The following is a 15,525-nucleotide window of genomic DNA, read 5'->3' as shown; positions in this document are numbered from 1 at the left end:
CACCGCAGCCCCGGCCAGTCAATCCCCCAACACGCCCGTCACACGCTGTTCGACCAGGTCGCTGGCACGGCTCAGATGCTGGCGCATGTGCTCGGCGGCGGTTTCGAGATCGCCGAGTTCAACCGCATCGAGGATCGCGAGGTGCTCATGGCAGGACTTGTGCAGGAGGTCGATGTTCACCAGCGGGTAGTCCGAGAGGTCGGACATGCGCCGCAGCCGGTTCTGCTGCTGCACCGCATCGAGAAAGAAGCGGTTGCCCGAAGCGCTGGCCAGCAGTTCGTGGAACTGCGCGTTGGCCTCGAAGAAATCCATCCATGAATAACGCGACGCCTGCGCGAGCAGCCCCTGCTGGCGCTCGCGGCAGGCGCGCAGCCGCTGCAGGTCAACCCGGAAGCCCGGCTCGCGCAGCCCGGCGCATTCGACGGTCAGGCGAAACCGGTAGCTCTCGCGCTCGCTCTCGACCGAATCCAGCGTCTCGGTGAATTCCCAGCGCTGGTAGTGGCGACCGCGCAGCACGCCGTCTTGTAGCAGCGTGGTGAGCACGGTGCGCAACAGCGGCCGGGGCACGGCATAGGCCTGCGCCAGTTCCAGTTCGTTGACTCGCGTGGGCAGCTTGCCGGAGAGACGGTCGCGCAGCAGGCGGTAATAGAGTGTCTTTTCCTCGTCCTCGGGCATCTCGCGCCGGGCCCGCGCCAATGCGTTGCGATCGGCGAGCAGGGTGTAGCCGCGGTTCGGCGTGTGCGCCAGCAGCGCCCGTTCATGCAGGAAGCGCAGCGCCGCGCGCACCGGGGTGCGGGAGATGCCCAGCCGGCCGGCGAGTTCGGATTCGGTGAGGTGATGCCCGCTCTCGTAGCCGCCGGCCAGCGCCTGGTCGAGCACATAGCGGCTCACGCGCTGGACGAGCGGAGCGGCGGTCGTGGGCGATGCGGTGGGTCGGTCGTCCGTCTGGGATGCCATCCAGGGTCTCCGGAATCGCGGGGTGGAAATTCAGGCGCCGATCATCGCCCGGCTTTTGTATTTTTGCCCTGAAAAAACCATGTATATCCCGCGCCAAAAATACAATTCGAGTTTCAAGATCGGCCCCACGACGACCCAGGAGCCGGGTCGCTTTCCCAACGGAGAACTATCTCGTGGCCCTTGCCGACACCCTCGCCTCCCCCGCGTCGCTCGACGCGTTCTGGATGCCCTTCACCCCCAACCGCAAGTTCAAGCAATCGCCGCGCCTCATCGTCGGCGGCGAAGGCCTTCATTACGACCTGGCCGACGGCCGCCGCGTGCTCGACGCGATCGCGGGCCTGTGGTGCGTGAACGCCGGGCACCGCCACCCGCGCATCAGCGCCGCGATGAAGGCGCAGATCGACGTGCTCGACTACGCCTCGAACTTCCAGATCGGCCACCCGGGCGCCTTCGTGCTCGCGCAGCGCCTGGCCGAGATGGCGCCGGCCGGCATGAACCACGTGTTCTTCACCAACTCGGGCTCCGAGTCGGTCGACACGGCGCTGAAGATCGCGCTGGCCTACCACCGCGCGAGGGGCGACGCGGGCCGCTACCGGCTTATCGGCCGCGAGCGCGCCTATCACGGCGTGGGCTTCGGCGGCATCTCGGTGGGCGGCATCGGCCGCCAGCGCAGCACCTTCGGGCCGCTGCTCAACGGCGTGGACCACCTGCCGCACACGCTCGACCTGGCGCGCAACGCCTTCTCGCGCGGCGAGCCGGCGCACGGCATCGAGAAGGCCGACGCGCTGGAGGCCCTGATCGCGCTGCATGACGCATCGACCGTCGCGGCCGTGATCGTCGAGCCGGTGGCCGGCTCCACCGGCGTGCTGCCGCCGCCGCGCGGCTACCTCAAGCGCCTGCGCGAGATCTGCGACAAGCACGGCATCCTGCTGATCTTCGACGAGGTCATCACCGGCTTCGGCCGCCTGGGCACCAACTTCGCGGCCGATCTGTTCGGCGTGACGCCCGACCTCATCACCACCGCCAAGGGCCTGACCAACGGCGCGGTGCCCATGGGCGCGGTACTGCTGCGCGACGAAGTGCACGACGCCTTCATGCAAGGCAGCGTGAGCGGCATCGAGCTTTCGCACGGCTACACCTACTCGGGCCATCCGCTGGCCTGCGCCGCGGCGATGGCCACGCTCGACGCCTACACGCAGGACGGCCTGATCGCACAGGCGGCGGCCACCGCGCCCTACTTCGAGGAATGCCTGCACGCCCTGCGCGGTCTGCCGGGCGTGATCGACGTGCGCAACGTCGGCCTGCTGGCCGGCATCGAACTGCAGCCCTGGGTCGAGGGCGCGGGCACCCACGCGCAGGCGGTGGCCCAGCATTGCGTGGATCAGGGCGGCGTGCTGGTGCGCTCGGTGGGCGACACCATCGCGCTGTCGCCGCCCTTCACGCTGGAGCGCCGGCACGTCGACCAGATCGTCGACAGCCTGCGCGCCGCCATCGCGCAAACCGCCCGTCCCACCGACGCCGCAGCCTGAACACACACGAAAGCACCAGATGGACATCGAATCGTTTCCCCTCTACGACATCGAAGGCGACGCCCGCCAGTGCGGCCAGCAGTACGGCCGCGCCGCCGGCGACCGCATCGACCTGAGCCTGCGCACCTACCGCGCAGCCTTCGAGCGCGTGGGCCTGAGCTGGGACCGCACCCGCGCGCTCGCACGCCGCTTCATGCCGGTGATCGAGGCCTTCGACGCCGGCATGCTGCGCGAGATCGAGGGCGTTGCCGAAGGTGCCGGCGTGCCGCCGGAAGACATAGTGGCGCTGAACGCGCGCAGCGAGATGCTCTACGCCTTCCAGCAGCTCGAAGCCACCGAGCCGCCCGACGGCTGCACCGGCGTGGTGGTGATGCCTTCGGCCTCGCGCGAGGGCCGGCTCATCCATGCGCAGAACTGGGACTGGCGCGTGGAGAGCCTGGAGCTGGGCATCGTGCTGCGCATCCAGCCCGCCAAGGGCCCGTCGATGCTGACCTTCGCCGAGGCGGGCACGCTGGCGCGCGCCGGCCTCAACAGCGCGGGCATCGCCGTCACCGGCAACTTCATCAAGGCCGACAGCGACGGCAGGCAGCAGGGCGTGCCGCTGGCGCTGATCCGCCGCGGCATCCTGCAGTCGGAGCTGTACGCCAACGCGCTTGGCGTGGTGTGCCGCACTGCGCGCTCCATCTCCAACAACATGATCGTCACGCACGCCGAGGGCGAGGCCGTGAGCCTGGAGACCTGCCCCGAGCAGGTGTTCTGGCAGCAGCCCGAGGGCGGCATCCTGGTGCATGCCAACCACTTCAAGACGCCGGCCGCGCTCGCGCGCGTGGTGGACCGCAGCCTGGAGACCACGCCCGACTCGCTCTACCGCGACCGCCGCGTGACCGAGGCGCTGCACAACCGGCGCGCGGCAGGCCTTCTTGGCGAACAGGACGTGCTCGACGCGCTGCAGGACCGCTTCGGCGCGCCGCGCGCCGTATGCCGCAGCCCGAGTGCGGGGCCTGGCGGCGCCTCGTCGGCCACGGTGGCGACGATCGTCATGGACCCGGCGGCACGGAAGATGCGCATCGCCCCGGCGCCCTTCAGGGCCCATCGCTTCACCGAATATTCGCTCTGAACCCGAACGCCAGAACGTCCTAACGCCGCCGAGACCGCCCACGCCAGGAGTGTTGCCATGAAGAAAGTCCCCGTTCCTCCGTCCCGCCCACCCTCCGCATCGACAGCATCGCCAGCCTCGCTGGTCGCCGCCCTGGCGCTCGGCCTGGCAGCCGCTGTGCCCGCGCTCGCCCAGCCGGTGGTGGGCGCGGGCCAGACGCTGCGCATCCAGATCAATTCCGACATCCGCAGCACCGACCCCGGCGGCAACCGCGACGACAACACCGACAACGTGCTGCTCCACGTGGCAGAGGGGCTGGTCGCGCTGCGCGAGGACACCTCGGTGGGCCCGATGCTGGCGAGCAAGGTCGACACCTCGGCCGACGGCCTGACCTACACCTTCACGCTGCGCGAGGGCGTGAAGTTCCAGAACGGCGCCACGCTCACGGCCGACGACGTGGTCTGGAACTGGCAGCGCTATCTCAAGCCCGCCGGCGGCTGGCGCTGCCTGCCCGAGTTCGACGGCAAGGGCATGACCAAGGTGCTCTCGGTGGAGGCGCCCAACCCGAAGACGGTGGTGTTCAAGCTGGAGCGCGCGAGCGCGCTCTTCCTCACCATGATGGCCCGGCCCGACTGCGGCGGCGCCGCCATCCTGCACCGCAGCTCGGTCGGTCCCGACGGCCAGTGGAAGGAGCCCGTGGGCACGGGCCCCTACAAGCTCAAGGAGTGGAAGCGCGGCCAGTACGTGGAGCTCACGCGCTTCGACGGCTACACCTCGCGCGCCGAGCCGCGCGACGGACTGGCCGGCGGCAAGAAGGCCGAGATCGAGACCCTGCGCTTCGTCGTCATTCCCGATTCCGCCGCAGCCAAGGCCGCGCTCTACAGCGGCGGCATCGACGCATTCGTCAACCCCAGTCCGGCCGACGTGGTCGAGATGCGCAAGCGCTCCGACGTGCTGGTCGACACCACGCCGGTGATGTCGATGGTCGCGCTGCTGCTGCAGACCAGCGACCCGGTGCTCAAGGACGTGCGCATCCGCCGCGCGCTGGCGCTGTCGCTTGACACGCCCGAGATCGCACGTTCCGTCACCGAGGGCCTCTCGCCGGTCAACAACTCGGTGGTGCCTTCTTCCAGCCCCTACTACGACGCGGTGCAGGCCGGCGGCTTCAAGCGCGACATCGCCGCCGCGAAGAAGCTGCTGGCCGAGGCCGGCTACCGCAACCAGCCGATCCGCATGATCGCCAACAAGCGCTACGAGGCCCTGTACTCGGCCGCGGTGCTGGTGCAGGCCATGGCCTCCGAGGCGGGCATCAACATCGAGCTGGAGGTGCTCGACTGGGCCACGCAGCTCGACCGCTACACCAAGGGCCAGTACCAGAGCATGGCCTTCATCTACTCGGCGCGCATCGATCCCTCGCTCAATTTCGAGATGGTGTCGGGCGACAAGGCCGCGCAGCCGCGCAAGGTCTGGGACAGCGCCTACGCCCAGCCGCGGCTGGCCGAGTCGATGGTCACGCGCGACAAGGCGCGCCGCCAGGTGCTGTTCGACGAGATGCACAGGCAGATGCTGCAGGACGTGCCGATGATCGTGCTCTTCAACGCCAGCGACGCCACCGCCATGCGCAAGAACGTGCTCGGCTTCAAGGGCTGGGCGCCGGCCAAGCCGAGGTTCTGGAACGTGCGGCTGGCCGCCGCCGGCTGAACGGAGCCGCGCGAGCAATGCCCGCCTATCTCCTGCGCCGGATCGCGATGACGATCCCGACCCTGCTGCTGGTTTCCATCGCGGTGTTCACCCTGATGCGGCTGATTCCGGGCGACCCGGTGCTGCTCATGCTGGGCGAAGGCGCCGACCCCGCGCAGCTGGCGCTCATGCGCCACCAGATGGGGCTGGACCAGCCCCTGCCCGTGCAGTACCTCGTGTGGCTGAAGCACGCGCTGTCCGGCGACCTGGGCGTATCGACCACCAACGGCCTGCCGGTGCTGCCGCTGATCTGGGAGCGCTTCCAGGTCAGCGCGGTCATCGTGCTCGTCGCGGTGGCGCTGGCCTCGCTGATCGCCGTGCCCGCCGGCCTCGTCGCCGCCTGGCGCAAGGACAAGCCCACCGACCTCGCCATCATCGGCGCCGCGACGCTGATGCTCTCGGTGCCGAGCTTCTGGCTGGGCCTGCTGCTGCTGATGTTCTTCGGCCAGTACCTGGGCTGGCTGCCGGTGGTGGGCTACGTGCCGATGTCGGAGAACTTCTCGCAGGGCGTGCTCTACGTGATTCTTCCGATCGTGACGCTGCTGCTGGTGGAGACCGGCGTGCTCACGCGCATGTCGCGCGCCAGCACGATCGAGATCCTGCGGCTCGAATACGTGACGCATGCGCGCGCCAAGGGCGTGCCCGAATCGCAGGTGTTGCGCCGCCACGTGCTGCCCAACGCCTTCAACCCGACGCTCACCATGATCGGGCTGATCCTCGGGCACCTGCTCAGCGGCATCGCGGTTCTGGAGACGGTGTTCACCCTGCCCGGCCTGGGGCGGCTGATGATCGACTCGATCTTCGCGCGCGACTACCCGGTGCTGCAGGGCTGCATGCTGTTCACCGCCTGCATCTACGTCGTGATCAACCTGATCGTCGACATGTGCTACCCCCTCTTCGATCCGCGGGTGACTGTGCAGTGAAGACGAAGTTCAAGACCCATACCCTCATCGGCGGCGCGCTGGTCGCGGTGCTGCTGGCCGTTGCCGTGGCCGCCGCGCTGTGGACGCCCTACAACCCGCTGGGCATCGACCTGCGCTCCAAGCTGCAGCCACCTTCGATGGCGCACTGGCTGGGCACCGACGAGTTCGGCCGCGACGTGGCCAGCCGCGCGATGCAGGGCGCCGCCACCAGCTGCCTGGTGGCGCTGCTCACGGTGACGCTGGCCACCGCGATGGGACTGGTGATCGGCGTGGTCGCGGGCTTCGTGCGCGGCTGGACCGACCGCGTGCTGATGGCTTTCAACGACACGCTGCTGGCTTTTCCGGGGCTGCTGCTGGCGCTGGGCGTGATGGTGATCGTCGGCGCCAACAAGTGGGGCATCGTGCTGGCGCTGAGCATGGCCTATGCGCCTTCGGTGGTGCGCGTGGTGCGCGGCACGGTGCTGTCGCTGCGCGAGCGAGAGTACGTGGAGGCCTCGCGCATGATCGGCAACGGCGAGCTCTACACCATGTGGCGCCACGTGCTGCCCAACTGCATGGCGCCGGTGGCGGTGCTGGCCACCAGCATGTTCGGCTGGGTGCTGCTGTCGGAGAGCGCACTGAGCTTCCTCGGCCTGGGCGTGCCGCCGCCCGCGCCCACCTGGGGCAACATGCTCGCGAGCGCGCGGCCGTACATGGCCTCGGCCGTATGGCTGTGCGTGGTGCCGGGGCTGTGCATCGCGCTCACGCTGCTGGGCATCAACCTGCTGGGCGAATCGCTGCGCGATCGGCTCGATCCGCGGACGGAGAAGGCATGAACACCGCATCGAACCCCACCGTGCTGTCGGTGGAGCACCTGAAGATCGAACTGCGCAACGGCGCCCAGCCGCTGGTGCACGACCTGTCGTTCGAGGTGAAGGCGGGCGAGTTCCTCGCGGTGGTGGGCGAATCGGGTAGCGGCAAGACGATGGCCGCGCGTGCCATCCTGCAGCTGCTGCCGCCGGGCATCTCGCAGACGGGCGGGCGCATCGTGTTCGACGGCGAAGACCTGAGCACGCGCGACGCGAAGGCCATGCGCCCCATCCGCGGGCCGGGCATCGGCATGGTGTTCCAGGAGCCGATGGTCTCGCTCAACCCAGTGCACCGCATCGGCGAGCAGATGGCCGAAGGACTGCGCATGCACACGCAGCTGCCGGCCGCGGAGATCCGCGCGCGCATCGTCGACATGCTGCGCCGCGTGCAGATCGCCGACCCGGAGCGCTGCATGCACGCCTACCCGCACGAGTTCTCCGGCGGCATGCGCCAGCGCATCATGCTGGCCAGCGTGATGCTGCTGAAGCCGCGCCTGCTGATCGCCGACGAGCCGACCACCGCGCTGGACACGCTGAGCCAGCGCGAGGTGCTCGACCTGATGGTGGGCCTGGCGCGCGACAACGGCACTGCGGTGCTGCTCATCACTCACAACCTCGGCCTCGTGGGGCGCTATGCGCAGCGCGCGATCGTGCTGGAGAAGGGCCGGCTGGTCGAGACCGGCGAGGTGCCCGGCATCCTGCTGTCGCCGAAGCAGCCCTACACCCGCAAGCTGGTCGACGCGCTGCCGAGGCGCCAGGCGGCCAAGCCGGCGCCGGCGGAAACGCAACAGCCGCTGGTGCAGGTGCGCGGCCTGTGCGTGAGCTACGCGGGCGCGCGCGCCGGTTTCTTCAAGCGCCACGCACCCGTTCGCGTGATCGACTCGCTCGACCTCGACATCCACCCGGGCGAGATGGTCGCGCTGGTGGGCGGCAGCGGCTCGGGCAAGACCACGCTGGGCCGCGCCATCCTGCGGCTCGCGCCTTCGCAGGCGGGGCAGATCCTGTTCCGCGGTGAGGACATCCGCAGCGCCAGCCGCGCGGCGCTGCACCGCTTCAGGCTGGCCTGCCAGCTCGTGTTCCAGGATCCGTTCTCCTCGCTCGATCCGCGCATGCGCGTGCATGACATCGTGGCCGAGCCGCTGCGCCACCTGCCCGAACTCGACGCGGCGGCGCGCACGCGGCGCATGAACGAAACGCTGGACGAGGTCGGCCTGGACGGACTCGGCGCGCGCTACCCGCACGAGCTCTCGGGCGGCCAGCGTCAGCGCGTGGCGATCGCCCGCGCGCTGGTGCGGCGCCCCGCCTTCGTGGTGGCCGACGAGCCGGTGTCGGCGCTCGACATGACGATCCAGGCGCAGGTGCTCAAGCTGTTTCAGAGCCTGCAGAAGCACCACGGCTTCGCATGCCTGTTCATCAGCCACGACCTCGCGGCGGTGGAGCAGATCGCCGACCGCGTGATCGTGATGGAGCGCGGTCGCATCGTCGAGCAAGGCGCGCGCGACGCGGTGTTCGACGATCCGCGCCATGCCTACACGCAGGCGCTGCTCGCGGCCACGCCACGGCCCCTGATGACGATCGACGCGGCGCTGGCGGTACCCCAGGCGGAACGGGCCGTCGCGTGAACGCGAACGGCACGACGGCACAATGGGCCGCGTGCCGCGCATCCGACATCGCCTTCCCACCGCCCTCCTCGCACTGACGCTCGCTTGCGCCGCGCCCATGGCGCAAGCGGTGGAACCGGTGCTGCTCGTCACTTCGCCCGCCGCGCTGCAGGCGGCAGAGAAATCCGGCGCCGGCTTCGCGCGCTGGATGAACGGCGAATCGGCGCCGTCCGCCGATGGCGTCACCACCAACGATGCGCTGATGCGCACCCCTGCGTGGCGCTCGATTACCGAGCCGCTGGGCGCGAGCCTCGCCGGCATCCAGCGGCGCGACAAGCAGGCGGGCGTGGGTATCTCGCGCTATCCGCATCGGCTGTTCGATGCACGCTGGCTCGCGAGCCCCGACGCCTTCTTCGAGCTTGTCGGCGTCGCCAACCGCATGGACCGGCGGCCCTTCCAGAACGGCGCCTGCGGCGAGACGCGGCTGGTGTACCGGCTGGCCTACCGCACGGCCGCGATGCAGTCGCGCCTGCCGATGACGGTCAACGTCGAACTGCGCGGCGATGCGCCCGATGCCGACGGCAGTTGCGCTACGGCCGCGAAGCGCTGGCAGCCGCCGCAGGCCGCGATGGGCGACGAGGCACTGGGCCGCTGGCTCACTTCGGCCGACGGTCCGCTGGCGTCGAAGCGGCTGGCGCACGCGCGCATCGCGCAGGTCACGACCAACCTGCAGAGCGTGCGCTGGCCCTCGGCGGTGCGGCCTGACCTGGGCGGCCATGCCGAATACATGCTGCGCGCCTTCCGCTGGAACGCGGGCGCCAGGCGCTTCGATGTCGCGCCGCTGGAGAACACGCCCGATGTCGCGAAGCTCAAGGCCAGCGCCCCGCTGCGCAAGGAACTGCAGCTATGGCTGCATCAGCCCGCCAACCTGCGCGCGCTGGACGAGGCCACGCTGCAGATTCCCGACAGGTTCCTCGCGACCGAGGCCATCTCGGTCGCGCCGCGCGGGCTGGAGCGCCTTGCGAACCGGCCCTTCGAGCAGATCTACCCGGCCGGCGAATGGAAGGCCGTGCCCGGCAGCCGCACGCTGCAGTCGCCGCAGGCGGTGCTGCGCCGCCTCGACGACCTGAGCTGCATGGGCTGCCACCAGAGCCGCGCGGTGGCGGGCTTCCACCTGCTCGGCGTCGACCGTCGCGGCGCCTCGCGGACCTTCACCACCGGCAACGCGCTCGCGGTGCCGCACTCGCCGCACGTGCAGGACGAACTGGCGCGTCGCGAAGGCTATGTGCGGGCCGCGCTCTCCACGCCGCGGCCCGATCCGTTCCGCCCCTTGGCCGAGCCGATGGAAACGGATGGCCCGGCCGAACGCGCGACGGTCGGCGCACGCTGCGAGCCCACGCGCATCACGCAATCGGCCAACGCATGGCTCGACCGCGCCGAGAAGCTGCCGCGAATCTCCTGCGAAGGCCCGGCATCGGTCTGCGAGAAGACCTCGGTCGGCTTTCCGGGCGGCATGTGCTCCGGCCCCTGCGACCCCAAGGACCCGAACGGCTCCTGCGGCGGCATCGCGATCCTCAGCGACTTCAACAGCTGCCTGGCCGCGAAGAAGCCCTTCGGCGAATGCCTGGCGAAGCACACGCGCCCCGGCAACCTGCGCACTTGCTCGGCGCAGCAGGCCTGCCGCGACGACTACATCTGCGCGCAGGCCGAGGGCCGGCCCGAGGGGCAAGGCGCCTGCATACCGCCTTACTTCCTGTTCCAGATGCGGGTGGACGGGCACTCCTGAGAGTGCCCGCGCCAAGAGCGCTCACTCGTTCATCGTCGGCCGCATCAGCCAGGCCGAGACCGCCGCCACCACACCGAGCACGGCCACGTAGACGCCCACCGGCACGATGCTCGAATACCTGGCGATCAGCGTGGCAGCGATGATCGGCGCCAGCCCGCCTCCGATGGCAGCGGCGAACTGGATGCCGATGGAAATGCCCGAGTAGCGCAACTCCGCCGGAAACTGCGCCGCGTAGAGATTGGACTGCGGTGCGAACATCAACGGGTAGTTGAGCGACAGCGCCAGCGCCATCGCCACCGTGTAGGCCGTGAGCGATCCGCTGCCGATGGCCTGGAAGAGCGGCACCGCCATCAGCGCCAACAGGAGGCCGCCGAACACGTACAGGCGCCGTGCGCCCACCTTGTCGGCAAGCCAGCCGGCCGCCGGAATGGTGAAGACCATCGCCGCAGAGCCCGCGATGAGCGCATGCAGCGCGTCGGAGCGCGAGAAGCCGAGGCGGCTGGTGGCGTACGAGATCGAGAACACCAGCACCGTGTAGATCAGCGTCACCTCGGCCAGCTTGCCGCCGATGGTCAGCAGCAGCGGCTTCATGTGCGCGGACACGACCTCGCGCGCCGGCAGCACCGCCGTCTTGCGATGGACCTTGACCTGCATGAACTCCGGCGACTCGTCTACCTTCATGCGGATGAACACACCCAGCACGATCAGCACCGCGCTCGCGAGGAAGGGCAGCCGCCAGCCCCAACTCAGGAAGCTGGACTCGGGCAATTGCGTGACCAGTGCGAAGGCGCCGGACGACAGCAGCACGCCGATCGGCGCGCCCATCTGCGGCATGCTGCCGACCAGCGAGCGCCATCGGGGCGGAGCGTGCTCCACCGCCATCAGCATCGCGCCGCCGAGTTCGCCGCCGAACGACAGGCCCTGCCCGATGCGAAGCAGCACCAGCAGCACCGCGGCCCAAAGACCGATGGACTCGTAGGTCGGCAGCAGGCCGATCAGCACCGTGCAGATGCCCATCAGCAGCAGGCTCAGCGTGAGCATCGACTTGCGGCCCAGCCTGTCTCCGTAGTGCCCAAAAATGATGCCGCCCAGCGGCCGAGCGAGCATGCCGCTCGCGAAGGTGCCGAAGGCCGCGAGCGTGCCGACGGTGGCGTCGAAGTTGGGGAAGAAGAGCTTGTTGAACACCAGCGCCGCGGCGGTGCCATAGGCCAGGAAGTCGAAAGCCTCGATGGCCGTGCCGACCATGGTGGCGGTGCCGATCTTCCACACGCTCTGGTGCTTCCTGCCGGCGGCGCCTTGCAAGGGAGGTGCGATGCTGTTCATGGCCGCTCCCCGGTGATCTGCCGCGCGAACATCGCGAAGCTGGCGTTGACGATGCTCCGCTGCAGCAGGAAGTCGTGCGACTCCTTCGCCAGTACCGGGTCCACCGGCTTGAGCCGGCCATAGGCCGACTGCGCGATCAGCTGGTTGCGCGCGGCGCGCTCGATGAGCACCGACATGTAGAGCGATTCCTCGATGCTCGCCGTGGCAGCCAGGAAGCCGTGGTTGGCGAGCAGCACGCAGCGCTTGGTGCCGAGCGCGGCCGAGATGATCTCGCCCTCGACGTCCGCGATCGGCAAGCCGGGCCACTCGGCCAGGAAGGCGCAGTCGTCGAAGAACGGGGTGGCGTCCATGTGGGCGATCTGCAGCGGCTCGCCGGTCATCGACAGTGCCGACACGTACGGCGGATGCGTGTGGATCACGCAGTTCACGTCCGGCCTGCGCTTGTAGACCCAAAGGTGGAAACGCACCGCCGGGTTGGGCACGCCGCGGCCTTCGAGCACGCGCAGCGAATCGTCGATGCGCATGACCGACTCAGCACGGATCTCGCCGAAGGCATGCGCCAGCGGCGTGGTCAGGAAGGTGCCGTCCGGCTGCCGCACGGTGACCTGTCCGGCCAGAGTTTCGGAATGGCCCTCCCTGGCGAGGATGCGGCAGCTCAGCGCGAGCTTCTCGGCCTCGCTCCAGTCGCCGTAGCTGAGGCCGTCGAGGGACGGTGCGGGGGTGTCGTGTCTTGCTGGGCTGGGATCGCTCACGCTGTGGCTCCTGTGCGTTCGTAGGGGTGCTGTCAATGTAAGAAGCAGCCCGCCGTTCGCTCTTGCGCCTGGGTGCACGCGCATTGATCCAGTGCGCCAACTAGTGGAAAGTCTTAGCCCCCGCGCAACGGATCGCTGCCTAGACTGCTGCTGCCGCCGCCCCCGCCTGGCACGAAGCATGCGGACCGTCGGCAGGAGCCCCACCCATGCACCACGACACGACAGCAGCCTCCGACCTGAGCTTCGCGCCCCGTTTCCGGCCGTTCTATCCGGGCGACGTGCAGGGCTACTCGAACGCGCTCGATTCGCTGGTCTATCCCGGCCAGCTCAGCGTGCGGGACAGCAATCCGCGCATGAGCCTCGAAGCCTGCCGCCTGGTGGGCGGGGGCCTGGCGATCAGCTTCTCGTCGACGCCGCTGGCGGTGCGCCACGACACCGCCCTGCCGTGTGCCGCAGGCGCTGGCGACGTGCTCGCGATGATCGCCGTCGAAGGCGAAGGCGCCATCGAGCAAGGCGGACGCCGCATGCCGTTTCGCAAGGGCGACATCACGTTCAGGACCACGCGGCTTCCATCCGCCTGTACGCTGACCGCGCCCGGCAAGCTGGTGGTGCTGCGGGTGCCGTCCGAGCGCTTCTTCGGCATCTACGCCGACCTGCACGAGCGCTTCGTGCCATCGATCGCTCAGGCGGATTCGCGGCTGGCAGAAGCCGCGCGCTCGCACATGGGGCATGTGTTCCCGGGAGCGGCGCACGTTGCGCCGGCGCTCGCCTATTTTTCCGAGCAGTCCTTCGTCGCACTGCTGGCCGCGGCCTATTGCGAGTCGCTGGACGAGTCGGCCGACCAGGACACGGCCGACGGCAAACGCCGCGAGCGCGACCGCTGGCAGCGGCTGGTGGCTTTCATCGAGGCGCATCTGGGCGACCCGGAACTGTCGGTCGACGCGGTCTCGCGGGAGCTCGGCATCTCGCGGCGGCTTACGCATCGGCTCTTCGAGACGCATCGCACGCAGTACGGCGCGTACCTGCGGATGCGCCGGCTTGAGCGCGCGAAGGACGAACTGCAGAACCGGCGGCTCGATCATCTGAGCGTGGCCCAGATCGCCTATCGCAACGGCTTCGGCGACGCGAGCCACTTCAGCCGCTGCTTCAGGGACCGGTTCGGCGTGCCTCCGGGGGGCTTTCGCAGGTCGCCGGACTGAGGGATCAAGTCCTTCTCGGAGACCAACTTCGATGAGGACCCGAAGAAGTTCGACGCGCCCACGCTCGTCGTGCAAGACCAAGCTGGTGAAGAACACACTGGCGACGAGGGGGCTCGCAGCGGGCCCATCGTCTTTTGCCGGCCTGCAGGAGCCCGTCTTCCGGTGACCTCTTAGTATTCGGGGCAAACAACACCAAGACAGAGGCCCGATGGACGTCTTCGAGAACGTACTCGTCATGCTGATCGCCGCCTGCCTGCTGCTGCAGCTGTCGCGGCGTCTCGCGCTGCCCTACCCCTCGATGCTGGCGCTGGCCGGCGTTTGCCTGGGCGCGATGCCCTGGGTGCCGCACGTGAGCCTCGACCCGCACCTGGCGCTCGCGCTTTTCATCGCGCCTGCACTGCTCGACTCGGCCTTCGACACCTCGCCGCGCGAACTGCGGCGCAACTGGATGTCGCTGGTCTCGCTGGTGCTGGTGGCGGTGCTGCTGACCACGGCCGTGGTGGCGTGGGCCGGCTGGGCTTTCGCGGGGCTGCCGCTGGCCGCGGCGATCACGCTCGGCGCCATCGTCGCGCCGCCCGACGCGGTGGCCGCGGCGGCGGTGATGCAGCAGTTCCGCATTCCTCGGCGCACGCTGTCGATCATCAACGGCGAGAGCCTGCTCAACGACGCCGTGGCGCTGCTGGTGTTCGGCGTGGCGGTGTCGGCGGCGGGGGCCGCGCACGTGCCGATGACGAGCTCGCTGCCGATGCTGCTGGTGGCGGTGCCGGGCGGTGCGCTGGTGGGCTTCGCCTTCGCCAAGCTCAATCTGCATTTCGGCGCACCGCTCTTCGCGGGCACGCGCTCGGCCATCATCTTCCAGTTCGTGATGACTTTCGGCGCCTGGATCGTGGCCGAGCGGCTGCACCTGTCGCCCATCATCTCGGTGGTGGCCTTCGGCATGACGCTGGGCCAGTACGCACCGAGGCGCCATGCGCCGCGCGACCGCGTGCACTCCTATGCGGTGTGGGGCGCGGTGGTGTTCACGCTCAACGTGCTGGCCTTCTTCCTCATGGGGCTGCAGGCGCGCGGCATCCTCACGCGGCTGTCGGGGCCGCAGCTGACGCATGCGCTGGAGTTCGCCGCCCTCGTGCTGGCGCTGGTCATCGGGGTGCGGGTAGCGTGGTTGCTGATCTACGGCGCCGCGATGCGCAAGTACAAGCTGCGCCTGATCGTGCAGGGGCGCAAGGTGCCGCTGCCCTCCAGGCGCATCAACCTGCTGGTCGGCTGGTCGAGCATGCGCGGGCTGGTGACGCTGGCCACCGCCTTCGCGCTGCCGGCGGAGTTTCCGGGGCGCGATCTCATCGTGCTGAGCGCGTTCGCGGTGGTGCTTGGCACGCTGGTGATCCAGGGCTTCACCATCGGACCGCTGATCAGGGTGCTGAAGATCGAGCCCGACGATTCGCAGGACAGGGAGATCTCGCTCGCCCGCACCGCGATGATGGATGCGGCGCTCACGGCCATCGAAGCCGAGGACGGACGCGAGGCCGATGCCGTGCGCGACGAATACCGCGCCGCGCGCGCCCTGGCGCAGGACGAGCGCCATCCGCAGGCCAAGACCGCGCACGACCAGCTGCGCGCCGTGGCCATTCGCGCGCAGCGGCAGGCGCTCGACTCGCTGCGCCAGACGGGCGAGATCGAGGACGACACCTATCACCAGCTGGAGGAAGAGATGGACTGGGCCGAGCTCAACGCCATTCCGGCGAACGACGTGCGGCTGCAGAGCGTCTGAGGC

12 protein-coding genes are annotated in these 15,525 nt (G+C 69.4%); 9 read left to right on the top strand and 3 right to left on the bottom strand.

Annotated elements, in window-relative coordinates; all coding sequences use genetic code 11:
- Positions 1-18: 18 nt before the first annotated feature.
- Positions 19-957 (bottom strand): GntR family transcriptional regulator, encoded by a 939-nt coding sequence (locus FHT32_RS26355; protein ID WP_176667533.1) that lies wholly within the window; start codon positions 955-957, stop codon positions 19-21.
- 173 nt (positions 958-1,130) lie between these two features.
- Between FHT32_RS26355 and FHT32_RS26350 the strand changes: the two genes are divergently transcribed.
- The 7 genes from FHT32_RS26350 (at position 1,131) to FHT32_RS26320 (ending at position 10,480) form a co-directional block, all read left to right on the top strand.
- Entirely contained in the window at positions 1,131-2,486 is a 1,356-nt protein-coding gene (locus FHT32_RS26350) for an aspartate aminotransferase family protein (RefSeq protein WP_176667532.1), read from the top strand.
- A 19-nt stretch (positions 2,487-2,505) separates the two neighbouring features.
- Complete coding sequence (locus tag FHT32_RS26345) at positions 2,506-3,603, top strand: C45 family peptidase (RefSeq protein ID WP_176667531.1); 1,098 nt, start codon at positions 2,506-2,508, stop codon at positions 3,601-3,603.
- A 57-nt stretch (positions 3,604-3,660) separates the two neighbouring features.
- Positions 3,661-5,283 (top strand): ABC transporter substrate-binding protein, encoded by a 1,623-nt coding sequence (locus tag FHT32_RS26340; protein ID WP_176667530.1) that lies wholly within the window; start codon positions 3,661-3,663, stop codon positions 5,281-5,283.
- A gap of 17 nt (positions 5,284-5,300) precedes the next feature.
- Positions 5,301-6,245, top strand: coding sequence for an ABC transporter permease (locus FHT32_RS26335; RefSeq protein WP_176667529.1), 945 nt, complete (start codon positions 5,301-5,303; stop codon positions 6,243-6,245).
- On the top strand, positions 6,242-7,060 hold the full coding sequence (locus FHT32_RS26330) for an ABC transporter permease (RefSeq protein ID WP_176667528.1): 819 nt from the start codon (positions 6,242-6,244) through the stop codon (positions 7,058-7,060). Before FHT32_RS26335 ends, FHT32_RS26330 begins: the two co-directional genes overlap by 4 nt.
- The gene (locus tag FHT32_RS26325; protein WP_176667527.1) at positions 7,057-8,715 is read left to right on the top strand and encodes an ABC transporter ATP-binding protein; all 1,659 of its coding nucleotides are present in this window, start codon (positions 7,057-7,059) and stop codon (positions 8,713-8,715) included. The genes FHT32_RS26330 and FHT32_RS26325 overlap by 4 nt, the downstream gene beginning before the upstream one ends.
- A 97-nt stretch (positions 8,716-8,812) precedes the next feature.
- Positions 8,813-10,480 carry a hypothetical protein gene (locus FHT32_RS26320; RefSeq protein ID WP_256099162.1) on the top strand — a complete coding sequence of 556 codons (1,668 nt, stop codon included), beginning with the start codon at positions 8,813-8,815 and terminating at the stop codon, positions 10,478-10,480.
- Positions 10,481-10,501: 21 nt separating this feature from the next.
- Here FHT32_RS26320 and FHT32_RS26315 read toward each other — a convergent pair whose 3' ends face one another.
- Together FHT32_RS26315 and FHT32_RS26310 are read right to left on the bottom strand one after the other, a co-directional pair.
- A complete protein-coding gene (locus tag FHT32_RS26315; protein ID WP_176667525.1) occupies positions 10,502-11,803 on the bottom strand; it encodes an MFS transporter in 1,302 nt (433 codons plus the stop codon).
- Positions 11,800-12,555 carry an aldolase gene (locus FHT32_RS26310; RefSeq protein WP_371132255.1) on the bottom strand — a complete coding sequence of 252 codons (756 nt, stop codon included), beginning with the start codon at positions 12,553-12,555 and terminating at the stop codon, positions 11,800-11,802. Before FHT32_RS26310 ends, FHT32_RS26315 begins: the two co-directional genes overlap by 4 nt.
- Positions 12,556-12,761: 206 nt before the next feature.
- Between FHT32_RS26310 and FHT32_RS26305 the strand changes: the two genes are divergently transcribed.
- Both FHT32_RS26305 and FHT32_RS26300 read left to right on the top strand, forming a co-directional pair.
- On the top strand, positions 12,762-13,754 hold the full coding sequence (locus FHT32_RS26305) for a helix-turn-helix domain-containing protein (protein ID WP_176667523.1): 993 nt from the start codon (positions 12,762-12,764) through the stop codon (positions 13,752-13,754).
- Positions 13,755-13,962: 208 nt separating this feature from the next.
- On the top strand, positions 13,963-15,522 hold the full coding sequence (locus FHT32_RS26300) for a sodium:proton antiporter (RefSeq protein ID WP_176667522.1): 1,560 nt from the start codon (positions 13,963-13,965) through the stop codon (positions 15,520-15,522).
- Positions 15,523-15,525: the final 3 nt, after the last annotated feature.

The organism is Variovorax sp. SG517 (assembly GCF_013376045.1).
GTDB lineage: Bacteria > Pseudomonadota > Gammaproteobacteria > Burkholderiales > Burkholderiaceae_C > Variovorax.
This window is presented reverse-complemented; position numbering and strand designations above follow the sequence as displayed.